The organism is Vibrio sp. RE88 (assembly GCF_013113835.1).
GTDB lineage: Bacteria > Pseudomonadota > Gammaproteobacteria > Enterobacterales > Vibrionaceae > Vibrio.
The window spans coordinates 1-25,068 of the sequence record NZ_VTYQ01000006.1; the positions used below are offsets into that span (position 1 = coordinate 1).

Sequence of the window (25,068 nt, forward strand, 5' to 3'; positions counted from 1 at the left end):
GAATTGTATTTATGACTAGATTAAGACCTATTCGTTATTTTGATAATCGTAATACAAAACTTCCAAAAATATCTTAAGTTATTGAAAAATAACTAATTGTATTTGTGTTAATGTGAAAATCACACTTTTCAACTCGCTTTTTTAAACTCTTTATTTAAATAACAAAAATCGCATTTAGATCATTAACAGTACAATATCTGTATCATTTATGAGCAATTGGGAGGAGGTTTCACAATGCTTTTATGCTGAATGGAGATCACATTTTGTGTTGGTTGGTGGACATAAGAATTCAGTGAATCCATCTAAAAAATCTCTTTTCGGAAATCTATTTATCATGTTACTAAATAAAACACGGGGATTGATTTGGAATATAGCTTGGTTCCAAGAGGTATTTATTCTCGTTCAAGGATGACAACAAAATATCATGGAAAGTTAACTGACGTTTGAATTGTTATTAAGTAATAACTCTTTACGAGGATCTTTGTATGCACAATAACAAAACTAAAGTGTTAGGGACACTTACCCTACTCTCTTCTTTGTTTGCTGCACATGCATTTGCTGATATTCAGATACTTGGAAGTGAAAGTGAAGTTTCACAATCAATCACTGAGCACTATCAGCAATCAACTCAGTTTTACAACGGAAATTTGGCTAAAACCGATGCACTCTACATCAATGTGGGAACCGCATCAGATGATGATATTGCGTTGGCAAAATCACATGTTGTTAAAGGTGATACGGTCGTCATCGACCTGAGACAAGTCTCAGGTGAAGATGCCAAGATTGACCTTAGCCAATCGTTAACTGGGCTTGGCAGTGATGCACCTGTTGTGGTTACTGGCATGTATCAAGGCGATAACATCATCAACTCTATTGTTGCGGACGTCCGCGATGAGAATGGTGACCCAGTGAATAACCCAGCGGCTGAGTTAGATAGTATTAACCAGTCTTTGGTTCATGCTCTTGATCGTCTTGGCTTTGGAGGTGAGTAATATGAAAACTTCTACAATTTTCACTCTTTCTTTACTTGCTGCTTCTGTCAATGCGTTCGCGGACGACTACGTCCCTGTTGTTGAAAAGGTCTACTACATCACCAGCTCAAAGCTGACGTGTAATCTTTATACGAGTAAAGATTTCGATACGAAGCGAGATTGGTGTAACGCAGGCGCGTCGGTTGATATTCGCGTCAACGTATCACAGATGCGCTCGGTTCAGTCTTCTACTTCGCAAGGCTTCACACCAGACGCTAAGATCGTACGTTTTACTGTTGAGGCGGATAAAGCTGGAACAGGCTTCCATCTCGTTGATGATCTGCAACAAGATCACAGCTGGTTCCAAAGCTGGGCGAATCGTCGCACGTACATTGGCCCATTTGCGAGCAGCTATGAGTTATGGGTTAAACCAGTGTCTGGTTACGTACCTAAGAAAGTCAGCGATTTCCCTCATAACGAAAACAAAGACTACCAACATCGTGACACCCACGGCTATTCGATCGGTATTAACGGCTCAGCCGGTGCGGAAGTTGGCAAAGATGGCCCTAAAGTCAGTGCAGAAGTGAGCGGTTCATTCAGCTATAAGAATGAAAAAACACTGGTATTTGATACCAAAGACTACCGCGTAAACAACCGTTCTTCATTAAGCGATTTTGAAATTGCTTTTGAGCGTGAGTTTGATGAGTGTCAAGAGCTACGCCGTGAAGAACTTGGCTGCTACTTTACATCAGCGCACTGGGGAAGCGGATGGGTATTCGATAAATCGAAATTCAACCCAATCTCTTACGCTAACTTTAAGCCTAACTATGACGTCATATACGAAGCTCCTGTCTCTCAGACCGGAACTACGGATTTTGAGATTGGCGCGAAGTTCATTGCTAAAGCACGCTATGGTGATGTTATCCCATCAGCACTGTTCTCTGTGTACGGCCCCGGTGGTTGGGCAACGACAGGATGGTCAATTCCACGTACAGTTCGTATAGACTGGAGTCACCCACTGTTTGAAGCTGAAGCACATGTGACCTTGCAGTCGCTAAGCAACAACGACCTGTGCCTAGACGTTTATGGTACCAATGGCGACAAAGAAGCCGAGGGTGGCCAAGTGGATGGCTGGAGCTGTCACGGAAGTTGGAACCAGACTTGGGGTCTAGATAGCGATGAACGCTACCGTAGCCGTGTTGCACCAGATCGTTGTCTGACGGTTTCTGATGATAAGAACCTAACCGTTGAGTCATGTAGCTCTAACCTTGCTCAAAAATGGTTCTGGGAAGACGACAAGCTGATCAGTCGCTACGTCGATGGCACCAACAAGCGTTATGTGCTTAACATTCTGGATGGTCGTAACGTTGGCGTGACACCTGAAGATGAAGCGACACACGCGAGATGGAAACCAACGCTACAGCAAATCAAACTTTAAGCTTGTAATGAAGCAAAAACGGAAGGCATTGCCTTCCGTTTTTTTGTTGTAAGTACCGCATAAGAAATTGCAGTAATGCCGAGTTTTTAATGGTTTAGGTCAGACCAGCTTTAATAAGAGTCATATGAGTTTAGATATTGAGTTTGTTGGGCACGTTATAACGTGAATGTGTCATATTTCAACACGAGAGTAGCCCTATGCCTCCTCCAATTCACTCGATGAACTCACAACCGGTTCTAAATCAGGAACTGGATACATTGATCAGTCACTTTTTGGTGAATATAGGATTGTCACCGGAAACACTGCGTGATCTGCACGCTGAAAATACATTGGCGATTCAGATTCAGGGATTGCCTGATGTCATGTTATCGAGGATGAATAGCGGCCTATGGTTTTGGAGCCAGTTACCAGATCTGACCGACTCAAAACTGATGGATTACGCTGCTTCCGTACTCTCTCTAATCATACCTCCGCTAGAAGGCGTCGAAGGTGGTCAAGTCACTTTGGGTTTAGGCGACAACGGATATGAACTCAAAGCTTTGGTCAGTTCACAAATGCTAGCTGAAGAAAATGGTTTAGAGACGGTTTTCCGAGGATTTACTAACAAGCTAGCGTTACTCCAACATGAACTTCAATTGGGAGGCTAAGTTATGCCCGAAATTCAAGCTAATCATAGTATTGCCACCTCCTCTACTGCTTCTACCAGTCAATCATCAGGCGTACAATACGGTGAAGTAACAGGAGTAACCACAAGCAACTTGAGTATGTCTTCCTCTCAACCTTCGCAAGGTGCTTCACCTGTAACTGAGAGTATTCCTCAGGTGCTAGGGAGCAAACCGCTACAAGCCAGTCAGAGTAAAGAGATCGATCCAATCATCGGTCGCAGCGCTCATCATAAAGCGAAGTTTCAACAACATAAACACGAGCAGGCAAATGTACAGAATTACGAGCCGAAAGCAGGTCAAAACAACTTTAATGTTGTTGGGGATATGGATGCGAAAATAGATCTCACTTCCCAAAGAGATCATCGACGCCAACCTTTACTAGACATACTTTCTACAGTAGCGGGGGTAGAGATTGGTACGAATAAGAGCAAACCTATTCCACAAACCATTCATCGTTTTTGGTCAGGTGGCGCGATGAGCCAGGAAGCGATGCATGTCCTGCTCGAGTCTGCAGACAAATCTAAGGGGAGCCAGTTTAAGCACAGCATGTGGTACTCTTCTTCATTAGAAGCTGAACTCATGAAACGTGACGTGCTCCTAGAGGAAGAAATCGACAAACGAGATACGCAAAGGACCATACTGCGTGCGAATGGGTATGAGGTTTGTGATATCGATACGATGTTTAAGCCAGACCCAACACAAAGCACGTTCGATCGTTTAAGAAAGAAACCGCTTCCTAAACCGGAGCCGGGTGTGCTGTCTAAATCTGAACTGAATAATATGGTTAGAAAAGCATGTGACCATTTACAAAAAGGTGGTAGTGATAAGTGGGACGGCATCAAGCATTTTTCGGACATCTCCCGCTTGATTTACTTAAAGGAAAAAGGCGGCCATCATTTTGATGTGGACTTTGGCTTAGGAAATATGAACTTCGAGCAAAGTTACTATCACAATGATGAAAATGGCACCGTTCCGTTAATGGGAGCAACCACATCTGTAAGTAGAGACAGAATCAACGAGCACCTGCAAGTGGTTCATCCTAGTAAGCCGCAGGATCTTTCCGATCAAAGCTACCGTGATTCTGTTGTGCAGGTAGCAGAACAGGCGATGATGATGTCAGGTATGTTAAACGGGATTATTGCAACAAGTGCCCAGAACCCTAATGTTATTGAAGGGATAGAGCTGCTTCGTCCTGATATCGTAAACAAGAGTGGGGAGCTTCCATCGGGTATGATAGCGAACAAGAGTTTGATTGGAGACATACCTAACGGTTCTGCTTACACCATTCCTCCTTATCTCATTGACTTAGAACACATTACTGCGGAGTCTGACTCGCGATAAGCTAATAACTAGAAATAACTGAAACCTAGTTTTTAAAATTGTTTGAAATGAACCAAAAACGGAAGGTACTACCTTCCGTTTTCTTATTTTAGTTAGCTCAGCAAAGTACCTGTTGTGGTCAACAGTGATTCATAATTCAATGAATGATACATTCCGGCGATATGGTCGACTTGTCGATAAATCTCTTGGTTGTTGAGGTCGTAGCCTGCCGTGATTGCAGCGTTAAAGAATTGCTCTCTTGCTATGTCTCCAGCGCGATGAAAATCTGATCGTACACCTCCACTTTCAGCCTTGTATTGAAAGTTTGGCTCAGCCTGATATTCGCAGTGAGTATTTTGGTAATTCTTCAACGATTCTAGTAAATGAACAATTAACCCAATATCACGGTAGCGTTTTTCTCCGTCTTCATCGCGTCCCATATTCCACGCTTCGTCATTTCTGGGTGGTAGAGTCAGTGTTGGCAATAACCTCTCTACCTGAGTTGGTGGTAAAGGTTTTGACTTCAAACCTACCTCTTTTATTGATGTTCGGCTTAGTGACATAGGCTCAACGGGTTCTTGTTGGCTTGCAAAGTACTTGTTGACGGAGGTGTGAATTTGATTGAGTGAAGCTAACCCTCGTTGCACCCATTCTATTGGAGTACCATTCCCTGCCCCTTCTAACTGCTCTAGACGAGCGCGTTGATCAGAGAAGTGATCCACACATTTCATTTGCACTGCTACCCAATTTTGAGCAAGTTGGCTGTCTCTAGACATCTGACTTTTTGCCTGTGGGCTGAGGAGTTCCGTCGCAAGTTGATATTGTGTGGAAGGCGTAACACCTTGGTACGTATCGTTCTCATCGTTAAATGATACGCGAGCCAATGCGCCCTGTAGCCCGTTGCGACTGACGTTATCTTCAAGCAAATATTGGGAGTGATTCGTCAGCTCTCGCCCAAGGATACTATCCGCTTCTTTCGATACTTCACCATAACTCACGCGCGTTTTTGCCAACACATCCGTGATTTCAAACTCAAAACTGTATGTGCCATCATGGTTATCGATAACTTCTCCTTGAAAGCGATTGGTAAAGCCACTACCCGCCAATTGATTCAGCTTGCAGAACGCTTCCATTTTCTTTGAGGCGGACTCAGAAGTTTCAATATCAACTTCATGTGTGATTTCATATAGATGTGCAAGCGCTTGAGCTTTATCTGTCCCACAAAACCAATCTTTGATTTTATCCCAAAGCCCCATGTAGGTAGCTTCTTCCTTTGTATTCGCTTGCTTTACATGTTCAATGCGAGCATCGCTAATGGTGCGGTCAAAAGTGCCGCTAATATTGAGTGACATAAGAACCTCTCCTCTAGATTGACATACGGAGTCCTGAAACGGGTAACTAAAGGAGTACCTATGCTGTGGTAATTACTATGAAATGGCTTTCAAACGTTCAATATCAAAACAGGAAAAATAGACGAGAAATGTGGTTTGACCAGATGTGAGTCTTTGGCTTTGAGGCTTATTATACAAAAAGCCGGTAAGTCAGACCAACCGGCTCAGCCCCAAAATTCCTTTAGATTTAAGCGGCTTCTGTATGCGTATTGTTCGCGTAGAAAACCCCCCCATCATGACTGACTAAGAGTTCGCCTGAGGTAATGCAATGGTTGCCGGACACGAGTTTACAGGCAGTTTCACACGTCAGTGGTGCTTCGATAGTTTGCCCCTCAACCAATTGCAGCAACGTAGGTAAATCAACCTCGAGTGAGGCTAGCTGGACATAGCTAACCGCTTCAGAAAATGAGTATGGAGCGAATACCTGCTCCACAGACCATGTTTGTTCTCCCTCGAACTGAACGATTGCCAGCGGTTTATCCCACCACAAGATCGCTTTACCTTCATCAGGGTCTACACCTTCTTTTAACCACACTCCATTGCCCTGTGAGATTGAATTGATGTCCGTTGTGTAGCCTGCGACCAAAGGCACACTGACTTTGATACTTTCCCCTGAGCAACGCGTCCAATGCGTAGTCAGACGCTTTAGCCATGTGGCGCTAAACCCAACCAACACGAACTGATAACCCTGACACTGAACGACCGGATAGATGCCATCAAGCAGGCAGCACTCTGCACCTTGCGTGCTGATATCTCTGACAAACGGAATGCTCACTGCGGAAAACATGGCAGCGACAAGTGTTGGGAAAAGATCTTCAGGGATCATGCTTAACGATTCGATAGCGGTTATCTCAGTAACACCCTGATTCCAATCGGAATGGCTGCACCATATGCCGCTCTTTGAATCACTTCGATATGACCAAAACTGACCTTCCCCCGCAACTTTCTGTAACGACAGCTGACACTGCTGGTTTTCTAAACCAGTGCCAATCACCTTGCTCATTTCAATTAGATCAGTCATAGCGGTTTACCTCTATTGTCATTTTTAACGCGGATTCATTGAGACGGCTTTTTATTTTCGGCATGATGCGATTCAGTGCGTCTTGCTGTTTTTGGTTCTTGGGTTTCAGAGTTAACGCAACGCCTTGTGCGTCCCATTGAGCAAAGATCACTAAGCCTGACATCGGGCCATTGAGCAATTTAAACGAAAGGCTATTTTCACCTCTGTGAAGCTCTGCATTTCCCCATTTGCTAACATGATTCACTGCGGATAATTCATTTAAAATGGAAGGTGGCACCCGCGCGGAAGTATCTGGTGTATCGGTTTGTGCTTCTACATCTTGCTGTGTATGGAATAGAGTCATAAATCGCTGTCTAAGCTCAGGATCGGCGTCATGACGACCAGCAACGCCTTCAACACGCCAAGCAGTACTATTCACGTGTTCAATTTTATTACTCATCCAGTACCTCTTTTAGCTTTTCCTGACCTCTTATCAGCTTTGTTTTCTGGCTCCATAGTTCTGACTTTTCACGTTCCAACTGCTCGATTCGTTTATGCCAGTCCTCGACTGAATCAGCTTTAGAACGCTCTTCAATATACTGACTCCGCTTTTCTCCTAGGAGTTGGTTCAGTTGACTACGACCCATAACATCTTCAGTTTGCAGAGGTTTTGTTAACGCCTCCCGTGAAACAAGCCACTCTTGATACGAGCGTTGTTTTTCATGCTTGTATTTATCTTGCTGTTCATTGAGCTGATTCCATTGGGCTTGTAGCCGCTCTTCTTTACGTTTACGCACATGAAGCAGTTGTTCGATAAGATCAATTTCCTGACTGGATAGTGCCATTCACTTACCCTCCGTTTAATTGATTTAGCTGCTGAAGTGTCTCTTTAAACGGTGAAAGTTCGTTTGCCCCCTGACAGAGAAAGCGCTCGATTGAGTCAAACTTAGCTACTGCCTCGTCTGTGGCAGGATCTTGACCCGGCTGATATTCACCGACTCGAATGAGTAACTGTACTTCCTGATAGAGCGCTAACAAATGCCTTAGGTGCTTGGCGTCATCTTTGTGCTGGGCAGTGACAATCTGATCCATAACGCGGCTTACACTTGCGTTAACATCTATCGCTGGATAATGTCCCGCACCTGCTAGCTTGCGTGATAACACAATATGACCATCAAGAATTGAGCGTACTTCATCTGCAACAGGCTCGTTCATATTGTCTCCTTCCACCAGCACGGTGTAGATAGCGGTAATACTCCCGACAGGCGCTGGGCCGGCACGTTCAAGTAAAGAAGCAAGTTGTACAAACACACTCGGCGGAAACCCGTTAGCTACAGGTGGTTCACCTGCGGCAAGGCCAATTTCGCGGCCCGCTCGCGCAAAACGAGTTAATGAATCAACCATAAGCAGAGCATTCTTACCTTGGTCACGAAAATACTCTGCAATCGTCGTTGCTGTTACTGCTGCTTTCATGCGCTCCAATGGCGGCTTATCCGATGTCGCGACAACCAACACTGTTTTCTCTTTCGCGGCTGGTGGAAGGCAATATTCGATAAACTCTCGGACTTCTCTTCCCCGCTCTCCAACTAAGGCCAGCACGATAACATCCGCTTCACAGTGACCCGCTAGCATGCCAAGCAGCGTACTTTTACCGCCACCAGCTGCGGCAAAAATACCAACACGCTGACCCACGCCTAACGCGAGCGTTGAGTCGATAGCTCTGATCCCGGTAGGCATAACTTTACTGATCAACTTACGCTTTAATGGATCGGGAGCTTCGCCGTGATTTTCTCGCCATTTACCAAGCCAATTACTCTCATCCATCGGGTGACCCAACCCGTCTACTACACGCCCGAGTAATTCTTCACCGACCATCACTCTGTGACCATGCCCCATGGGCTCTACATTCATGTCAGTCCCGATCCCTGTTGTTGAGCGAAAAGGTGATAGCCACGCCTCTTCACCTTTAATGGCCACCACTTCTGCTTTGAGATCGTTACCAATCATGCACAGCTCGCCTTGTCTTGCTCCGGGTAAGGTGGAACGAATTAACGTCGACGTGACTTCCAGAATCTTTCCAAATCGGCGAAATGTCGGTGCCAGAGGCAGATCAGGAAACAGTTGCTGATTGAGCGCTTCGGCTAAATTCGTTTTATCCGGCAATTGCATTTGGCACCTCCGCTAATGTGTCGACTTGCGCAATCACTTTGATGCTGGCGTCGTCGCCTATCTCCTGAAAAGAGAGCACCGGTGTCATCGGCATGGTTGGCTCAACGATCTTTCTCAGATAACGCCTCACATCTAATGACGTCAGCAACACACAAGGCATGTGACCCGGCAATTTGTCTTTAATCAATGTAATGATCTTTTGTTCTTCTTCCGGATCTAACGCACTGTATGCCCCAACCGCTGACTGTCGAATAGATTCACGGATTTGGTTTTCGATACTGTCACCAATCAACAACATCGGAATCCAGCCCTCTTCAACAGTAAATTTACGCCGGATATGTCTGCGCAAGGCGACACGCACATACTCCGTCAGCATAATGGTGTCCTTCTCTTTCGACGCCCATTCCACAAGTGTTTCGAAGATGGTACGTAAGTCGCGGATTGAGATGTTTTCTTCAACCAGACGCTGAAGAATTTCGGTCACCTTGCTAACAGGTAATAAGCGCTGCAGCTCTTTGACCAGTTCGGCATAGCGCATTTCCATGGAATCCATCAGATAACGTGTTTCCTGCACGCCCAAAAACTCTTTGGCGTAATGCTGGGCGGCCATCTCAACGAGGCGAGTAGCGATATCGTTACCCTGATAATACTCCTGCCCTGAAAGTTGAATGGTTTCTAACGCCTCGAGCGGATACCAGTATAAGATTTGTTGATTAAACGCCAGCTTATTCTGTTCACTGTCGAACCCATCGATGCCTTTCAGTGTCAGGATATTCTGCTTCGTCAGATTCAGTTTAATGATCGGCTCTTGATATAAGAGCAGTTCAAATTCATCTTGACGGCCATTGCGAAGCACTTGCATCTGAATTTCAGGAAGAGGTAAACCCAGTTTTTCAAACATTTTCCATCTAAGCGTTTGTAGGGATTTGCTTAGATTTTCTTCAATCAGGTCTTCCCCTATCGCCAACATAAGAGGCACAGCTCCGGGCGTCATTTCTTGCTCACCACTGGCTTCAACATTCTCATTGGCAACAAAGCCCTGATGATCCTCTTTGTTTTTCTCTTTTCGAGTTAACCAAAAAGATGCACCCAACACCGCTAAACCTAGAGGACCAAATACAAACCATGGAAAACCCGGAATGATCGCAAACACAAACATCACCGCTGCGGCCATCTGGAGTGATGAGGGCTGACGGGAAACTTGTTGAACCAATTCATTGGCAAGGTTGTTTTTGGTTTCGCCCGGAACACGAGTCACGATTAAACCTGCAGTAATAGAGATAAGCAGCGATGGAATTTGAGCAATTAACCCGTCACCAACGGATAAAATGGCGTAAGTATTTAGTGCTTCTGACGCCGACATATTGTGCTGAAGGACCCCAACAGCAATACCACCAAAGATGTTAGTTAAGATCACGATAACACTGGCAATCGCATCACCTTTTACGAATTTCATCGCCCCATCCATTGCGCCGTAAAGCTGGCTCTCTTTTTGAACCACTGAGCGCTGACGCTTGGCCTCTTTCGCATCAATGATTCCAGCACGCATATCTCCGTCGATACTCATCTGTTTGCCGGGCATACCATCAAGCGAGAATCGTGCACTGACTTCTGCGACACGCTCTGAACCTTTAGTAATAACGATGAACTGAACAATAGTGATGATGGCGAAGACGATAATACCAACGGCCAGATTCCCACCGACTACGAAGTCCCCAAAGGTATACACGATTTCACCGGCGTCATGTTGAAGCAAAATCAGTCGACTGGTGCTTATGGTCAACGCAAGGCGGTATAAGGTGGTGATCAGCAACATGGAAGGAAACGCTGAGAACTCAAGCGGATCACGAATATAGATTGCAATCATAAGCAGGATGATCGACATCCCCAGATTGACAGCGATAAGTACGTCCACCAAGGTTGTCGGCAAAGGTAGAATCATCATAAACACGGCGATCACCAGCATTGCGCTGAGGATAATGTCTTGTCTTCCGGCTACTTTCGCTAACCAACGCGTTGCGATTGACATAGCTACTCTCCTCCACCTAGCTGCGACAGAAACTGACGTTGCTTCTGACACAAACGAAACCACTGATGTGCATCAAACTGTTCAGGGCATAGTGCGCTAATAAACAGTTGGCTCTTAATCGGAAAAATACGTTGAGGTAATCCATTGAATCGTTCGGGCTGATTTCGCGTGAGTGCATTGTCCAAATCATGGCCTTTACTCTCTAATAACCACGAAGTCAGCATGAGTCGAGCGCCCTGCACTTCCAGCCTTAAGCCAAAAGGTTTCCGGTGAATTTCTATGATGTCTGAAACCTGAACTTCTGGCAGTCTGAGCAACGCAATAAGCTGTTCAATGTTTCTCGTGATTTGCAGATCCATAACCGTTCCATAAATTACCTATGGCTCTATGATGCGAGGATTAAGGTTCTGGGGATATCAGGTCTACACCTGAAATAAGCCCCGGATTGTTCCGAGGCGACATGAGTTTAAGCGGTTTGTTCAACCAATGCTTTTTCTACTTGCTGGTAACACGTATCCCAATCAATTTGGTCGCCCAGCAAAGACTCTGGTACATAAGATTTCGCTAGGTCGATAAGCTCAGCTTTACTACGCACATTTTGTTCAATCGCTTGCTGTTCCCGCTCTGAAGCTATGCTCGCGATCTGGTAACGAAATGACTTTTCTCGTTGATCTTCCGGTAGGTGGCTAAGCTGAATCAATTGACCGGCATCTTTGAGAGAGTCACCAAGTAAATCCCCTAAGCGCTGATCATCTTTGGTTTTGTTTGCAAGCCGTTTTAGTGCTTCATCGATACGCTGCTGAGTCATTTTTTCTTTTGCCCTGTTATGCGCATCATTCATTCCTAGGAAATTAGTCGAAGCAATTAAGTTCAATGCTGTTCTGGAAAAATAAGCACTAATTGGTGTTGTGCCAACACCAGCAATGACTGCGATGGCAAGCCCGCCAGTTCCTACAATTGCGAAGACCATCAAAGCCACAATCGAAGCCCCGCTTACTGTTAATGCAGCTGTGGTCGCAACGGAAAAAGCTTTCGCCTTCCAGTTCATCTCTTGCCAGGTGTTCTTGGCGTCCTGCCACATCCGACTCATTGCACCCGCTTTATTGGTTTCAAAACAATCTCTGGATAGAGTACCAACGTCCTGTAGAGCCTGACGTTGCATTGTATAAGACGCCGCTGCTTGTGCACGCTCGTTGAAACTGCCTTGTGTATGAATGCCAGCCATCAGAGCATTGACCATCACTTCAGTAGAACGATGTCGATTAACGACGTTGGCCATTTTACGTTCTGACCATGTTTGAACCATGCCACCTAACATACTGGCCAGAGGTTTACTGATTGATGACCCTAACCCCAATACCGTCACAAGCTGACCTACACTTGTCGCAATAACACCGCTGCCGGCAACACCTTTACCTGCACCAGCCAGGTATGGCAAGCACTGGGTCAGGTGTAATAACGCGATCATTTCTGCGCTCATCGACATGGACTCATGGTTAGGCAAAAATTGACGACGCCCTTGTAAGATGTCCTTAACCTGATTCTCTATCGTGCCTGTTTTCCAGACAGTCGAAGCCATAGCTGCAAGGTCGGCGCCAAACCAACCGTTATTGGCACTAATGATCTGATAAGCATGGGTCAGGTTGCCTGCAAGCACCTGTGACTCGACAGGGTGTGCCATTGCCCAGTTATGAAGTTGTCCGAGTGTTTTCATGACGCTGGCATAGTTAGATTCATCGTCACCAGAAAGCAGCGTGTTAAAAAGTTTTGAATAAGCCTCCGCGTAGTTGCTTATTCCTGACTTCGCCATCTGACGTTCCAGAATCAAGGTACTCAAATCAGGGCGATAATCCCCTGACCAGTTACCCGCTACATTTTGTTTTATCCACGCTGACCACGACTCCAGACTATTGCCACTGACTCCTGGGTAGCCTTTCTCTCTAGATACGAGCCGATCAAAACGATTCAGCTCCAGCATTGATTTTTCATGCTCATCATCAAGAAGCTCAATGTCCTTCTCCAGAGACGCCATGCTCAACTCAAGATTTTTGAATTGCACGACTTCTTTTTCTGACGAAATTTCAGGTTGGTTTCGCCAGTTTTTTCCATGTAGATCAACAAGGTATTTTTCTTGTTTATCTAATTCCCTTTGTAGTTCTTTACCTTCTATGATCAATGCTCGTACCTGATCGTTATTGGCCCTCAGCGGCGCTAAGAAAGATAAGAATCCTTGTAGGTTGAGCCTTTTGGTATTGGCGTCGATTGTTTGATCTAACATGGTATCCAGACGCGCTAACTTATTACTCAGCAACACTTTGGTATCTTGCGCCTTTTGTACGGTATTACATTGTGCTTCAAACGTTGTTAAACGAGTCAGCCGACGCTCAGCATCTTCGCGCATTGCGATAACCTGATTGGTGACGCTGTCACTAACTTCTTCCTGTGCTAAAGCGTCTAATGAAGCCACATAGGCTTGTGCTGCGTGAATCTTCTCATCGAGATATTCGGTGTATCGAGTCAAGTTCTGGGTAATGTTGTCTGCCAACTGTTTGCTTTCAATGTCAGCGTAGATATCAACACCCGCTCGATTGTTTCGCGCATGAGTTGTGGTGTTCTCTGTATCCAGCCAATGAAGTCTATGCTGCGCTTGAATAACATCTTCGGCGAGCAGGCGTGTTTTATCACTGATATCGCAATGCTCAAGCTCGTTTCTTACCTGAGCAGTTAACGCTAAGTCATCGTAATCGGTGATATCATCGGGCATTAAGCGATCACCTTTCGCGACTGACCAGTCCTTACCTGTCAACACAGCTAACGTAGCGGCAAACTGATTTTCCAACGTTGAATCAGACTCAATAAATTGTTGCATTTCTTTGGCAAAAACAGCTGCACTGTGGCGAAGCTGACTCATTTTACTCGGAATATCCAATCGGGCTTCGATGCCTTTTTGTTCTTCCTGCAGTTCCGCACGGCTCTGGCTAAGTGCTTGTCGAATCAGATTGATCGCACCAAGTTGAGCCTTTTGCTCTTCTTTAGGAAATGGGGTGCTCACTTCATCCGCTAATGAAGGAACTTTTTCCGCCAAGATTTCAGACAGCACTCGAAGATTGACGGTCGACATGTCTGAAGCATACTGGACCAGTTTCTGTGACAGACGATTGGCGAGTGTCTCGCTGTCTAAACTTGGCGAGTTGGTGACAAATTCAAAGCTTAGCCTTGTTAACTCAGGGGTGAGAGAAGACTTCAGTGAGGGTGAACAGTCTGCATAAAACTGTTCAAGCGCTTGATAGTCGGCAGACTCCGATTCCCATGCGGCTTCATACTGACTAGCCAGTGATTTAATCGCTTCTAGTCGCTCGATTTCTTTAAACACAGCGTGTTTGAGCTGCGCAGCATTATGCTGCTGGTTTTCAGGAAGCTGCTCTGTGGCAGACTCAACTCTCGATAAAATATCTCGCAATACTTCCACCTTTGAAGCGGAAAAGGTATAGAGTCTTTCCGTCACTTGTTGAGTAGAAAGAGGTATTTTGAAAATTTGAGCGAGCCTTTGGGCTTCTTCATAAAGAGAAGCCTCTTTGACAGCCTGATTATAAGCCAATACTTCTTTTTGAAGATTCTGCATCGTACCCTCTTCACTCCATATAAAGCTAGAGAAATACGATAATGTGCTTGGAATCGGCAGCTGCACTGGGCATAGATAACCGCCTAGAGACTTTGCCGCTTGTTCCAATTGAGATAACCGAGTCAATTTAGGTGCGAGTGGCTTATCATCAACCGAACTGGAAATCGCTTGATTTAAGCTACTGTTGACCAACTTCGCGCTTTTCTTCTCATCGGTTATTGAATCTTTCGTCACTTGTTTAATTAAACGAGCGGTTAGAGGTGTCTGGCCACTAAAATCCATCTTGTTGGCCACCTCACCTGCAAACTTTTCACCGTATTCATGCGCAAGCGCACTCAGGAATACCCCCAATGTTTTAAGGTTTCCCTCAGTTTGGCGTTGGGCAAATTCCTGAACTGCGCTCAGATTTCCAAGTAAAGGGATGTTTGTTAGCCACTGCATCACTTTTTCTGCAAAACTAAACTGAGATTCGACGATAATTGGGTCGCCTGAACCACTATCAGCCAAGACTAGATGGCCATTTTCAACATTGGTTGTAAATTGGTTTAGTTCAATCGGCATAGCAAACGCCTCCTAGTGATGCGACATGGTCATTGGATGAATCGTGTTGATGAAAGTCGTTGTGCAATTGCTCATATTGATTGACCACTTCAGTGAGTTGTTCAAAGATCTCATCACCGCTTTGCGGAGAGTGAATACGAACTTGATATAGAAGCGCACGGCTACTCTCTTCATAGAAGATATGACCTGCACCCACCTTAGTTAACGCGTGATTAAGCTGTAATGCTCGCTTAAGAGTTTTCCCCTCTATTTCTGGTTCCACTTTCAAAAGCATGCAGTTCAGCAACCAATCCTGATCGTCCGGTGTCATTGACACCATGAGATGCTCATCCAACAGCAACATGCATTGATTTGACTGGTCAAACACCAAAGGTAGCCCCAATTTTTCACCAAGGCGATTTAGTAGTAGTTCATGATTCATCGTCGTTCTCCCCTTAGCGGATTGCTCATTCGTTCAATTGGTCTAGAAGTTCGAGCATGGCTTCCTGAACGTGCTCTTTTTGTTCTGGATCTCGGTAACAGGCTTCAGCCATCACCGCCATTAAGTCTTTCCAGCGGCGTAGAAACACCACCTTACGTTCATCAACCAGCGCTAACTGATTGATAATCAGCGATAGCGCATCTGGGTATATCCAGGACTGCTCAAGTAACTCTATCGTGGCGGACATAACGGAATGAGGATCCAAAGCCATCGCCTTCGCTAGTGAGATGCAATGGTCTTCAAACGTCAGAAACAGCAATAACCGTTTTAAGTCTTCAATCGTGGCCGCAACTTTGGTCATATCATCACGTCTTTGGCCTTCGTCAAGCGGCTCAGCCATGGAGCGAATAAGGATGCGAATATACTGTCGCCGGTCTTCATGCTGCTCTAATAGCTCAAACCAATGTGCTAGACCTTTCTCACCTCGTTTGGCATGTTGATAGAGCTGGCGAACGGCGCGTAATCCCGCCTTATCAACATTCATCCCTTGTGCTGCAGCCAAGATTTCTAACTCGATTTCTTCTTCCGCGAGTAGTTCAGCGAGGCGTTTCTTGAGCTGTTTCTTCATTGCTGGGTCTAACCCCTTAAAACCCAGAAGAGACGTCAAAACTAAGGCGATCTTTCCCTTGTCTAACCCCGATTTTTCTAACGCAGAAAATACCTGAGAAGCGTCTTTCATTTGAGAAAGCTGCTCTGAGATTCTATTGATTGACTGGCGTGCCATTTCGTCCATTTGCTGGAGAAGTTTTTCCATGCCATTCATCATCGGATCCTGCGCTTTAGCGGCTAGGTTCAAACGCTTCATCATGCTACTCAGCCCAAGGCTCAACCCTTCCATGGTTTCTTCCATGGCTTCGGCTCTTACTTCAGCAAGGGCGGCACTCGCTAGCGAGGCGGTTGACTCATTGGCTGGCGCGGTATTGGGCGTACTTTGCGGGAATGCATGAAACTCTGCACTGGCGTTTCCATCAACTCTCATTTGCTAAACCCTCTCTTACGCTGTCGACTGCTGACTAGGATGGGAGAATGAATCGAGTAGCATTTGCAATTGCTGATCAAGATCGATCCTGACTACCAAGCTGTTCGATGAAAGCTCTGCTTGAGCCCGATTCAACTCGGTTTTCACCCGGACATTTAAATGCTCACCAAACTGTTGTTCCATCGTCGAATAATGTTCTTGAGGAACAAAAAGAGTCAGGCTCTGTTTGGTTGTTTGAGTGGCGATTTGATCGCTAATTCGCTTTACTAAAAACTGGCTGATGTCCTGCTCGGTTGACCATTGCTCAATAACATTGCGTACTTGCTGACGAATCCGCCCTTTCAAGTTTTCGATTAGGCTACGTTCAAGCTCCCCTTGTTCGACAAGCCAGCTAACCGATTCCTTTATTGCTTGTTTCTGTGCTTGTTCTCGCCATGTCGATTCCAATTGCTCTGCGTTGTGATGAGCTGTCTGGAGAATACCTTCAGCTTGCTGATGAGCCGCATCTCTTTTTAGACGTGCCTGACGAATAATTGCTGCTATTCGTTGACGAGCATTTGATTCACAATGCGTTCTGCGAATGGCTGATTCAATTTTATGTTTTGGCACCGTATCACCGGATTTATCTAAGTCACAATGCGTTACTGATATGGTGAATGGCTTCATAAAAAACGCTCCAATCTGAATATCCAGCTTTCGACCCATTCAATATCGCTCTGAGTGAGCATCATCGGTGTATCAAGTACCGGTAGGCTCAGGCGTAATAGCGACCAAAAAGGTTGATCGCTCCAAAGGTGGTAAATCGCGCTGGCACTAAAGAACTCGGCCTGTTCCAATACGTTGTTTGCTGACCATGCTGGAGGCTCGCTACCTGTTGGCCATAGTGCTATCAACTGCTCAACTTGAGGTTGAGTAAATTTCTGTAGTAAGACGCTTCGATAGCTGCTATCCCACAAGTAATCTGGGCAGTTTTGCGACAACAACCCAGCCGCTGTCGCAAGTAGAGAGATTCTTGGTAAAACAGACAGCCACTTGTTCACTTCCTCTGAGCATTCATCTAACCATACTGACTGACACCCAGAGCGGCTTAGAATAACGTTATCAAGGCGCTTACTTACCAATTGATTATTTTCTCGAACAGATTGAAGAGTCTCCAGATCCAGCTTTGACCACCATTGCGGATGCAATCTTGAGCTCACTTGCCTTAACATTTTGTTCGGCGATAACGTATCAACAAACATCTTCAGCCCTCTTTTCTTCGGCTCAACCCCAACCCAGCGACGCCTGCAATAAACACACTACCCAAACCAACGGTTACCGGAGTTTTGTTTGCGACGAGCCAGTTCTGGACGTCGTCCCAGTCAGAGGTAGGTTGTACGACTGGCTGATAACGGAAGTCTGCGGGTTGTAAGAACAAGCTGATGTTTTCGTATTGCAAATCAGGAACTGCGTTTTTGATCAGATTCCGTATCTGGGACTCTGAGTTGCCTAAGTTCGCCTCCGGAGAATACTTGATGTACACAGCAGCCGATTTTTCACTCGGTGCTGCACGTCCCGTATTGGTGCTCTTATCGCTTTGCGCAATAGAGACTCGTGCGCTGATCACCCCGTCCATACTGGACAGTGTTCTCTCCAATTGTTGCTCTTTTAAATAGCTCATCTTGGCGTCTTCCTGAGCTGGGGAAGAGACAAGCTGACCAGAAGGAAATAGCTGCTCGATGCCAACGTATTCGGCCTTCGGATAACCATTTTGTCTTAGCAATTCAACCGCATTAATGAATTGATCTTTTTCGATCTTCAGCGTTACCTTGCCCGTTTTCGCGTCAGTTTCTGAGCTTGCGTCAATGTGATTGAGCATGAGCAACGCCACCATTTGGTTGGCTTCAGACTGCGGCAGGTTCTGGTAGAGTTCGACTTTACAACCTGTCAACAGCAAAGCCATTACTAAGGCTAGCCATTTGAACTTCTTCATTGCATTGTCACCAGTTTGTTGATCGATTGAGAAAGACTACCCGCCGTTTTGGCAGCAAGGTCGACTTCCACTAAAGCTCTTGTCACCATGGTTTGGCTCTGAATAGCCTGATCGGGTGAAATTCCCATTGGGACGTTCGAGTTAGGCATCGGGCCAACAATGTCATTGAGCTTGGCTGTTTCCTGTGTCCCTTGCTGCATCAACTCGCTGAACTTATCCACCATAGCTTTATCTGGGTTAACGGTGTCAGCCTGCTTATCCAGAGCCGAATAGGTTGCTTTAGCAATTGCACTCAGTTCCATGTTGACCTCCGGTAATCAGTGAACAAATTTTGTGTGTGTCTGCACTTTCAGCGGTCGACACGTACAGATAACGTAACCCTTCAGCTTGAGGCGTATGCAACCCGTTCAGAGAACGAATTGCCTGAGCTCTTTTGTCGAGAGCAAAATAGATCAAGCTGGCACATACGCGTCTGTCTTCTTCATCTTCAATCAGCAAAGGGAACGCATTGACGATGCTAAGTGCATGTTTTTCTAGCCTGTGATTTGCCGCAGCCAATGCTGCTTCAACAAGCAGTTGTTTGTCTGAACTGTTCATATCTTCGCTATGATCCCCTGCACCATGTCTTTGACTGCTTTGATTAAGGCGCTCTCATACCCAAGAAAGTTGGAATACTGCTGCACCGAAAATTGGGCTTGCAGCATTTGATCTGGGTTATTGGGATCCGCTTGTGCCATTTTGGTTTTAATGTCCTGTGCTGATTGGGCAGACATTTGGGACAGTTGATTGATAATCGCATTAAGATCCATGACGACCTCCTATCTTCTACTACCCGCACGAAACTCGGATGGGCTGCATTGATAGCGCTTTTTGAAGGCGCCGATAAAGTGGGAGTGGCTACTAAAACCGGCATCAAAAGCGACGTCTGCGATCTTACGATCCGTTTCTAAAATCACTTGTTTTGCGTAGTTCAGGCGTTGCTCAGTCAGCCAGGTTTTGGTTGATTGGCCGTAGTATCTGTAAAAAGCGGTGTTAAGCTTGGTAACCTCCATTCCAAGCTTTTCTGCGTAGCGGGATACCGTCCACTGCTCGTATAGGTGCTTGTTTACAAAATCAAAAACTTTGTCGTTAGAATTTGCGTATAAGTTAAGTAGGTTGGAGAAGTAAGGCTTATCCATCTCAAGGCAGTAGGTAAACACGAACCGTAACATCACGGCTTTGTTGACTTTGTGAAGCTGCTGAATGACATTCACCAGTTCATCAAACACAGGAACCGCGTTCACTTCACCCAATTCGGGTTGGGTAGCCGCATCGCTGGATTTAATAAGGTCTGTCAGCAGTGGATAAACTAAACAGATTTCACCCGGATAAAAGAACACGCTCGTCCAGTCATTGCGGTTTGCCGCATGTATTTCGGCCTCTTCCCCGACCATAACGAGCTGGTTTGCTGCCACCTCAGTACGCTTTCCTTGATAATCGATATGACCAGGCTTATAAAACAAAACCACTTGTAATGCTTTCATATCAACGACCTTCTGTTTTTGTTGTTGTGTTTAGTTTGCCTAGGTCAAGCTAAGGTCGGTATCAGGTGAACACCTGAGTTCTCTCTAAGGAGGGTAAAAGTAGGAATTTATGAAGGTTTTTGGGATTGGCTAGGAAGAAAGATAAGGGGAAAGATGGCTGCTCTTTCCCCTTATTGGTCATCGAACCACTTAGGTCTAATCTGCTAACGTTAAGCCACTGGGGAGACTATCTGGCACCAAATCCAGTTGATTGAGAGAGTTGGGGTCAGTTAGCGCGGATAAAAACGCCATGATGTCGTCAACATCCTGCTTTGTTAGAGATTTCCTCCCTTCAAACAGCTCTTTTTTAGACAATGTTTGAAATACTTGAAACTTCGATTGTTTCTGAAACAGCAAAGGCGAACCTTCGACGATAGTTGTGAAGTCCCCTGTTGCAAAGTTTGCTTCAGACAACTCCGGTTCAATCTGATCATTTTCGTATGTCAGCCATGACTTTAGTGGATTGATGTGGTGCTCGACGGCATCTCTAAGATTCGCATACGCACCATTGTGGAAGTACGGCGCCTCAAGCTCAATATTTCGTAATGATGGAGTACGAAACTTAAAATTGTCTTCGGGGCGGTTTGTGATGACCCCTCTTCCAAGATCTAAGCCTACATCGGCTGATGCCCCTCTACCCGTTCCAACCTGAGGAGCTGCGATATTGTGAAATCCGAAATCGGTTTGCAAAGCGCCACTATGGCATCGGGAGCAATTAGCCTCACCATAAAATAGAATGGCTCCCTTCTTCTGCTGATCTGACATTGCAGTCTTATCCCCAGAAAGGTACTGGTCGAAATCACTCTCTAACGCAGTGAAGGATTTCGTCATAAATGCACCCAAAGCTTCTGACAATTCCACTATCGTGATGTCTTCCGTGTTGGTGTAAGGAAAAGCGTTCATCAACAACTCAGAATACCCAGGATGGTTCGTGATGCGAGCTGTGACCAAAGGCCATATTGCTGCGAAATCGTCGTTGGTGATATTAGGGTCAGCCAACTCATTGACGTTACCGAACACATCTAACTGGCCGGGAAATCCGCGCATTTCTTCATCCGGCGTTACCGGAATAATCGAGAAAGCCGCCAATGCATTGGTAAAGTTTTGCGGGGTATCACTACCTGCTGGGGAGAAAAAGCTTCCATCGCTGGATTCGCCCAATCGACCATCCCAAAACATCGTATCCCAGCCCTCAACACCTCGGTTCCAAAGGCTGAGCGTGTTTCTCGGTAGAAACTGGAAAAACTCGTCTTGATTTTGTCGTCGGTGAGGGCCAAGGCCAATCGCTCCTTGGCCACGGGACTGGCTTTGCGCATCGGCAGAACCCAGCACAGGGCTATGGCAGGTAGAACAAGAAATGTTCCTACGGCCAGCCCATTCTTTCTCAAAAAATAGGTTTTTTCCTAATTCCACTAGGTTGGCATCTTGCTTAAGTGGTTTAGTGACGGGATAAACGTTTAACTGCTTTAACCTCTCATCCAGTATCTGGTCTAAGTTACCACTTGCATTAGCAGCAGACAGTAAGAAGGTTGAAAGAGAAGCCAATCCTAACGTTTTAGTTACTTTATTCATAATTATTACTCACGTTTAAACAACCACTCATTAAGTTAGGCGATGTGAGTCAATTCAACCTGAACGACCGTTCAATATGTGATAAATTTCATATATAAAATATGAATAAGATATAGCAACAGGGATAATGGAAGTGTCAGTAGTGGCCTTTTCAAAACGGAAGTAAAACTAATGGGGTTGTAGAGAAAAACAATTTGTACGCATTGCGAATATCGTCGTACTAAACCCCATAATTTGGATCGCTCATGATCGGTCAGTTTTCGGAGAGTAGTTAGCACATAACGACCGCACCTGCGTTACAATGTAACCCAAGTGCACTGTAAACCCTTTGATTTATATAAGTTTTTCTGAAAGGCATGAATTACTTGGGATAAGACACGATATTGTGAAACACTGCTCGCTCCGTCACAGCTTCGTACCCATGGGGCTGATCACTGTAAAAGCGCACACTTTCGCCAGTATCAAGCCAGTGCCACTCTTGGTTAAAGTAAACTCTCACCTCACCGCTAATCACATGTACATGTTCGATCACGCCGACACTATGGGGTGTCGACATCTGTTGATGATGCTCAGACAAGGAAATTTCGAATACTTCTATACCCGTATCGTCTTGGAACGGAAACAATGTCTTCACTTTCATTCTTGGATCATCAGGAAAGACACGTTCTGGTGATTGAAGGTTGGGCTCATTGGCGAAGAAGGCTGAAAATGATGTTCCCAAACCGCTGGCAATTTTCCACAAGGTGGCAATCGTTGGGCTGGACTCTTCGCGCTCAATTTGACCTAACATCGCTTTAGAAACGCCTGTGAGTTTTGCCGCGGCATCCAGACTGAGTTGCTTTCTTTTTCTCTCATTTCTCAGGTGGAGAGCGATTTCAGACTTAAATTTCGAGTCTTTCATAAATACATTTCCTATTGTGCGTTATAGCGCACGATGCTATCTTCAATCTTGTGCGTTATAGCGCACGATGCTATCTTCAATCTTGTGCGCTATTACGCACAAAAGGAGTTTATCACAGTTTGAGGAGTAAGCATGAGCCAAAAATCATCCACACTAAACCACGTTACAGCAGGCTTTACTGCGGTTTTAGTCGGGTACACCAGTTCGGTCGTGATCATCATGCAAGCGGCCTCTGCGGCGGGAGCATCACCGAACCAAATTGAAAGCTGGTTACTGACACTTGGCATTACAATGGGTCTTACCTCTATTGGCTATTCTTGGTTTTACAAGACTCCTATTTTAACCGCGTGGTCGACTCCGGGAGCTGCGATACTGGTTACCTCAGCGCCTCAATATGAATTACCGGTGCTTATCGGATCTTTTATGATCACGGGGGTTTTGATCTTCCTAACCGGACTGATTTCTCCTTTATCTCGCGCCTTGCAGCGAATCCCATCACCACTGGCAACGGCAATGTTGGCTGCTATCTTGATGCCCTTCTGCCTTCAAGCATTTGAACCAGTGACGACTATGCCCGTCATGTTCGTTGCAATGTTTACCGCTTATATTGTCTGCCGTCGCTTTGCCCCCAGATATCTAATGCTGATCTTACTGATTATCGGCTTAATGGGTGCGCTTATGATCGACAGTACTCTGCTCGCGGCAACACCGATGGCATTGGCAACATTCGATGGCGTCATTCCCCACTTTGCTTTATCAGCGATGTTGAACATTTCGCTGCCGCTGTACATTGTGACAATGCTATCGCAGAACTTACCTGGGATTGCGATGATGAAAAGCTATCACTACCAAACGCCGGTCAAGCCCATTTTAATCGGCACTGGAGTGACCAATATTCTCTCTGCGCCATTTGGCGGCTTTAGCATTAATCTAGCCGCGATTTCCGCAGCTTTGTGTATGAATGAGACTGTGGATAGCAATAAGAACGCAAGATATCGAGCAGTTTTGTGGGCAGGTGGCTTCTATTTAATCGCGGGCATGCTTGCCTCGTCTGTTGTGGCTATATTCTTGTCTTTCCCGACAGAAGTGACGAAGATGCTCGCAGGCTTTGCGTTATTAGGTACGTTAATGATGTGTTTACACACCGCATTTCAAACGGAGAAATTTCGTGAGGCTGCTCTGCTTACTTTTCTTGTTACCCTTTCCGGAGTGACTATCTTCGGCATCAATTCAACACTGTGGGGATTAATTGTGGGCTGGCTGTATTACGCTGTGATGGATAGTAAGAAATCGAAGTAGCTAGATAAAATGAGTTAGTCGACAGCGCTAACTCATCCCAATCAATATGAGCGGACTTTGAGGCCATATATGATTTGCTATATACCTTTCCATTCGCTAGAAAGCACCGACATTAATACCTTATCAACGAATTGGCCATTACGAAAACCTGATTCTCGCATTATGCCTTCATGCCTGTAGCCAGCATTTTCATAAGCCTTTACTGCGCCAATATTTAAGGCACTCGCGGTAAGCTGAACTCGATGTAAGCCAAGGGTTTGAATAGCATAATCAGTGACCACTCTTGTCACTTGTGTGCCTACACCTCTGCCCCAAAACTCCTTTTCACCAATTAAAATGAAAAATTCGCCACTGCGATTAAGCACACTGATATCAGATATACCCGCATAACCAATAAGCTGATCATTAGCCTTTGAGCATATACCAAAGGTAACACTCTTTGAGCTTGAATTTATTTTTGATAACCATTGTTCTATATCTGATTTCGATTGAGGGTATGCATATGACGACAAGCTGTATAGCGTGACCTCGCGGTCCAAAGACCATCTATAAAACGTTTCACTATCCGCGATATCCAACGAACGCAGGTAATAGTTATCTAGTTCTAACTTCATGATTTTACTTATGAATTATGATTAAAATATAATACAGAGTTAGCCATTTGAATCGCGTTACTAACTCATTCAAATTATCATGCCGTAAAGACTTGCGCTGATCCAATTCAAAAATGCCAAACGTTACGAATCGACGTTAAACACCTAGCGAGAACGCACTCAGTACACTTCCAAAACCATTATTCCAATATCCGAATCTGTAACTATAATGCCAACTGACTCTTGTTTTTTCCGGAAGCCCGCAGAGCAAATAGCCATGGAACCGGAGCCACATGTAATTTCGGGATAGCGTTGACTTAATGAAATTTCGCCTTCTTGCTTGGGTAAAGTCTCCCAACCTTTTGCTAGAAGCTCACTTTTCACCACTTTGTAAGCCTTTCCTTTAAATTGAGAAAAATCTAACTCATTGGCATCTACAAAACCCGTAAAAACAATCATTAAAGCTAATGGAACACTAAGCTGAAATTTCATAGGAAACATCCTTTAAACATCATCAATTGCGCCTAGCTTATGGCAATTAAA

Annotated in this window: 26 protein-coding genes; 5 read left to right on the plus strand and 21 right to left on the minus strand. The window is 45.3% G+C overall.

Going from position 1 to position 25,068, the window contains the following annotated elements; all coding sequences use genetic code 11:
• Positions 1-485 precede the first annotated feature (485 nt).
• From F0265_RS14890 to F0265_RS14905, 4 genes are all read left to right on the plus strand, one after another.
• On the plus strand, positions 486-992 hold the full coding sequence (locus F0265_RS14890; protein ID WP_006962203.1) for a hypothetical protein: 507 nt from the start codon (positions 486-488) through the stop codon (positions 990-992).
• A gap of 1 nt (position 993) precedes the next feature.
• Positions 994-2,409, plus strand: a complete 1,416-nt coding sequence (locus F0265_RS14895; protein WP_006962204.1) for a leukocidin family pore-forming toxin — start codon at positions 994-996, stop codon at positions 2,407-2,409.
• 197 nt (positions 2,410-2,606) lie between these two features.
• Positions 2,607-3,056 (plus strand): hypothetical protein, encoded by a 450-nt coding sequence (locus F0265_RS14900; protein ID WP_171749490.1) that lies wholly within the window; start codon positions 2,607-2,609, stop codon positions 3,054-3,056.
• Positions 3,057-3,059: 3 nt separating this feature from the next.
• Positions 3,060-4,415 (plus strand): hypothetical protein, encoded by a 1,356-nt coding sequence (locus F0265_RS14905; RefSeq protein WP_171749491.1) that lies wholly within the window; start codon positions 3,060-3,062, stop codon positions 4,413-4,415.
• A gap of 92 nt (positions 4,416-4,507) precedes the next feature.
• Here F0265_RS14905 and F0265_RS14910 read toward each other — a convergent pair whose 3' ends face one another.
• From F0265_RS14910 to F0265_RS15000, 19 genes are all read right to left on the minus strand, one after another.
• On the minus strand, positions 4,508-5,746 hold the full coding sequence (locus F0265_RS14910) for a hypothetical protein (protein ID WP_171749492.1): 1,239 nt from the start codon (positions 5,744-5,746) through the stop codon (positions 4,508-4,510).
• Between the two features lie 226 nt (positions 5,747-5,972).
• Positions 5,973-6,806 (minus strand): hypothetical protein, encoded by an 834-nt coding sequence (locus F0265_RS14915; protein WP_171749493.1) that lies wholly within the window; start codon positions 6,804-6,806, stop codon positions 5,973-5,975.
• The gene (locus tag F0265_RS14920) at positions 6,799-7,245 is read right to left on the minus strand and encodes a hypothetical protein (protein ID WP_171749494.1); all 447 of its coding nucleotides are present in this window, start codon (positions 7,243-7,245) and stop codon (positions 6,799-6,801) included. The genes F0265_RS14915 and F0265_RS14920 overlap by 8 nt, the downstream gene beginning before the upstream one ends.
• Positions 7,238-7,630, minus strand: coding sequence for a hypothetical protein (locus tag F0265_RS14925; RefSeq protein ID WP_171749495.1), 393 nt, complete (start codon positions 7,628-7,630; stop codon positions 7,238-7,240). The genes F0265_RS14920 and F0265_RS14925 overlap by 8 nt, the downstream gene beginning before the upstream one ends.
• A gap of 4 nt (positions 7,631-7,634) precedes the next feature.
• On the minus strand, positions 7,635-8,954 hold the full coding sequence (locus F0265_RS14930; protein ID WP_171749496.1) for an EscN/YscN/HrcN family type III secretion system ATPase: 1,320 nt from the start codon (positions 8,952-8,954) through the stop codon (positions 7,635-7,637).
• Positions 8,938-10,983, minus strand: a complete 2,046-nt coding sequence (locus F0265_RS14935; protein WP_171749497.1) for an EscV/YscV/HrcV family type III secretion system export apparatus protein — start codon at positions 10,981-10,983, stop codon at positions 8,938-8,940. The genes F0265_RS14930 and F0265_RS14935 overlap by 17 nt, the downstream gene beginning before the upstream one ends.
• Positions 10,984-10,985: 2 nt before the next feature.
• A complete protein-coding gene (locus F0265_RS14940) occupies positions 10,986-11,342 on the minus strand; it encodes a hypothetical protein (protein WP_171749498.1) in 357 nt (118 codons plus the stop codon).
• Positions 11,343-11,449: 107 nt separating this feature from the next.
• The gene (locus F0265_RS14945; protein WP_171749499.1) at positions 11,450-15,166 is read right to left on the minus strand and encodes a type III secretion system effector BopA family protein; all 3,717 of its coding nucleotides are present in this window, start codon (positions 15,164-15,166) and stop codon (positions 11,450-11,452) included.
• Positions 15,156-15,587, minus strand: coding sequence for a chaperone SicP (sicP, locus tag F0265_RS14950; RefSeq protein WP_171749500.1), 432 nt, complete (start codon positions 15,585-15,587; stop codon positions 15,156-15,158). Before sicP ends, F0265_RS14945 begins: the two co-directional genes overlap by 11 nt.
• 25 nt (positions 15,588-15,612) lie before the next feature.
• Positions 15,613-16,626 (minus strand): TyeA family type III secretion system gatekeeper subunit, encoded by a 1,014-nt coding sequence (locus F0265_RS14955; protein WP_171749501.1) that lies wholly within the window; start codon positions 16,624-16,626, stop codon positions 15,613-15,615.
• Positions 16,627-16,641: 15 nt separating this feature from the next.
• Positions 16,642-17,292 (minus strand): type III secretion protein, encoded by a 651-nt coding sequence (locus F0265_RS14960; RefSeq protein ID WP_171749502.1) that lies wholly within the window; start codon positions 17,290-17,292, stop codon positions 16,642-16,644.
• Positions 17,289-17,867, minus strand: coding sequence for a type III secretion system domain-containing protein (locus F0265_RS14965; RefSeq protein WP_171749503.1), 579 nt, complete (start codon positions 17,865-17,867; stop codon positions 17,289-17,291). The genes F0265_RS14960 and F0265_RS14965 overlap by 4 nt, the downstream gene beginning before the upstream one ends.
• Positions 17,868-17,869: 2 nt before the next feature.
• Complete coding sequence (gene sctJ / locus F0265_RS14970) at positions 17,870-18,598, minus strand: type III secretion inner membrane ring lipoprotein SctJ (RefSeq protein WP_065740117.1); 729 nt, start codon at positions 18,596-18,598, stop codon at positions 17,870-17,872.
• Positions 18,595-18,900, minus strand: a complete 306-nt coding sequence (sctI, locus tag F0265_RS14975; RefSeq protein WP_065740116.1) for a type III secretion system inner rod subunit SctI — start codon at positions 18,898-18,900, stop codon at positions 18,595-18,597. Before sctI ends, sctJ begins: the two co-directional genes overlap by 4 nt.
• Complete coding sequence (locus tag F0265_RS14980; protein WP_171749504.1) at positions 18,878-19,195, minus strand: EscG/YscG/SsaH family type III secretion system needle protein co-chaperone; 318 nt, start codon at positions 19,193-19,195, stop codon at positions 18,878-18,880. The genes sctI and F0265_RS14980 overlap by 23 nt, the downstream gene beginning before the upstream one ends.
• On the minus strand, positions 19,192-19,407 hold the full coding sequence (gene sctF, locus F0265_RS14985) for a type III secretion system needle filament subunit SctF (RefSeq protein ID WP_006962223.1): 216 nt from the start codon (positions 19,405-19,407) through the stop codon (positions 19,192-19,194). The genes F0265_RS14980 and sctF overlap by 4 nt, the downstream gene beginning before the upstream one ends.
• A gap of 9 nt (positions 19,408-19,416) precedes the next feature.
• Positions 19,417-20,121 (minus strand): AraC family transcriptional regulator, encoded by a 705-nt coding sequence (locus tag F0265_RS14990; RefSeq protein ID WP_065740115.1) that lies wholly within the window; start codon positions 20,119-20,121, stop codon positions 19,417-19,419.
• Between the two features lie 195 nt (positions 20,122-20,316).
• Complete coding sequence (locus F0265_RS14995) at positions 20,317-21,732, minus strand: cytochrome c peroxidase (RefSeq protein ID WP_171749505.1); 1,416 nt, start codon at positions 21,730-21,732, stop codon at positions 20,317-20,319.
• A gap of 361 nt (positions 21,733-22,093) precedes the next feature.
• Complete coding sequence (locus F0265_RS15000; RefSeq protein WP_171749506.1) at positions 22,094-22,633, minus strand: XRE family transcriptional regulator; 540 nt, start codon at positions 22,631-22,633, stop codon at positions 22,094-22,096.
• Between the two features lie 132 nt (positions 22,634-22,765).
• Here F0265_RS15000 and F0265_RS15005 point away from each other — a divergent pair, with 132 nt between their 5' ends.
• Positions 22,766-23,932: a benzoate/H(+) symporter BenE family transporter gene (locus tag F0265_RS15005; RefSeq protein ID WP_171749507.1), complete on the plus strand. Its 1,167-nt coding sequence runs from the start codon at positions 22,766-22,768 to the stop codon at positions 23,930-23,932.
• Positions 23,933-24,009: 77 nt separating this feature from the next.
• On the opposite strand, the gene F0265_RS15010 is transcribed toward F0265_RS15005, so the two are convergent.
• Both F0265_RS15010 and F0265_RS15015 read right to left on the minus strand, forming a co-directional pair.
• Complete coding sequence (locus F0265_RS15010; RefSeq protein WP_171749508.1) at positions 24,010-24,546, minus strand: GNAT family protein; 537 nt, start codon at positions 24,544-24,546, stop codon at positions 24,010-24,012.
• A 159-nt stretch (positions 24,547-24,705) separates the two neighbouring features.
• Complete coding sequence (locus F0265_RS15015) at positions 24,706-25,017, minus strand: hypothetical protein (protein ID WP_171749509.1); 312 nt, start codon at positions 25,015-25,017, stop codon at positions 24,706-24,708.
• Between the last annotated feature and the right edge of the window lie 51 nt (positions 25,018-25,068).

Bases quoted from the DNA above. Each gene is read 5' to 3' on its own strand.
- F0265_RS14890 (WP_006962203.1), top strand. From the start codon at position 486: ATGCACAATAACAAAACTAAAGTGTTAGGGACACTTACCCTACTCTCT.
- F0265_RS14895 (WP_006962204.1), top strand. From the start codon at position 994: ATGAAAACTTCTACAATTTTCACTCTTTCTTTACTTGCTGCTTCTGTC.
- F0265_RS14900 (WP_171749490.1), top strand. From the start codon at position 2,607: ATGCCTCCTCCAATTCACTCGATGAACTCACAACCGGTTCTAAATCAG.
- F0265_RS14905 (WP_171749491.1), top strand. From the start codon at position 3,060: ATGCCCGAAATTCAAGCTAATCATAGTATTGCCACCTCCTCTACTGCT.
- F0265_RS14910 (WP_171749492.1), bottom strand. From the start codon at position 5,746: ATGTCACTCAATATTAGCGGCACTTTTGACCGCACCATTAGCGATGCT.
- F0265_RS14915 (WP_171749493.1), bottom strand. From the start codon at position 6,806: ATGACTGATCTAATTGAAATGAGCAAGGTGATTGGCACTGGTTTAGAA.
- F0265_RS14920 (WP_171749494.1), bottom strand. From the start codon at position 7,245: ATGAGTAATAAAATTGAACACGTGAATAGTACTGCTTGGCGTGTTGAA.
- F0265_RS14925 (WP_171749495.1), bottom strand. From the start codon at position 7,630: ATGGCACTATCCAGTCAGGAAATTGATCTTATCGAACAACTGCTTCAT.
- F0265_RS14930 (WP_171749496.1), bottom strand. From the start codon at position 8,954: ATGCAATTGCCGGATAAAACGAATTTAGCCGAAGCGCTCAATCAGCAA.
- F0265_RS14935 (WP_171749497.1), bottom strand. From the start codon at position 10,983: ATGTCAATCGCAACGCGTTGGTTAGCGAAAGTAGCCGGAAGACAAGAC.
- F0265_RS14940 (WP_171749498.1), bottom strand. From the start codon at position 11,342: ATGGATCTGCAAATCACGAGAAACATTGAACAGCTTATTGCGTTGCTC.
- F0265_RS14945 (WP_171749499.1), bottom strand. From the start codon at position 15,166: ATGCCGATTGAACTAAACCAATTTACAACCAATGTTGAAAATGGCCAT.
- sicP (WP_171749500.1), bottom strand. From the start codon at position 15,587: ATGAATCATGAACTACTACTAAATCGCCTTGGTGAAAAATTGGGGCTA.
- F0265_RS14955 (WP_171749501.1), bottom strand. From the start codon at position 16,626: ATGAGAGTTGATGGAAACGCCAGTGCAGAGTTTCATGCATTCCCGCAA.
- F0265_RS14960 (WP_171749502.1), bottom strand. From the start codon at position 17,292: ATGAAGCCATTCACCATATCAGTAACGCATTGTGACTTAGATAAATCC.
- F0265_RS14965 (WP_171749503.1), bottom strand. From the start codon at position 17,867: ATGTTTGTTGATACGTTATCGCCGAACAAAATGTTAAGGCAAGTGAGC.
- sctJ (WP_065740117.1), bottom strand. From the start codon at position 18,598: ATGAAGAAGTTCAAATGGCTAGCCTTAGTAATGGCTTTGCTGTTGACA.
- sctI (WP_065740116.1), bottom strand. From the start codon at position 18,900: ATGGAACTGAGTGCAATTGCTAAAGCAACCTATTCGGCTCTGGATAAG.
- F0265_RS14980 (WP_171749504.1), bottom strand. From the start codon at position 19,195: ATGAACAGTTCAGACAAACAACTGCTTGTTGAAGCAGCATTGGCTGCG.
- sctF (WP_006962223.1), bottom strand. From the start codon at position 19,407: ATGGATCTTAATGCGATTATCAATCAACTGTCCCAAATGTCTGCCCAA.
- F0265_RS14990 (WP_065740115.1), bottom strand. From the start codon at position 20,121: ATGAAAGCATTACAAGTGGTTTTGTTTTATAAGCCTGGTCATATCGAT.
- F0265_RS14995 (WP_171749505.1), bottom strand. From the start codon at position 21,732: ATGAATAAAGTAACTAAAACGTTAGGATTGGCTTCTCTTTCAACCTTC.
- F0265_RS15000 (WP_171749506.1), bottom strand. From the start codon at position 22,633: ATGAAAGACTCGAAATTTAAGTCTGAAATCGCTCTCCACCTGAGAAAT.
- F0265_RS15005 (WP_171749507.1), top strand. From the start codon at position 22,766: ATGAGCCAAAAATCATCCACACTAAACCACGTTACAGCAGGCTTTACT.
- F0265_RS15010 (WP_171749508.1), bottom strand. From the start codon at position 24,546: ATGAAGTTAGAACTAGATAACTATTACCTGCGTTCGTTGGATATCGCG.
- F0265_RS15015 (WP_171749509.1), bottom strand. From the start codon at position 25,017: ATGAAATTTCAGCTTAGTGTTCCATTAGCTTTAATGATTGTTTTTACG.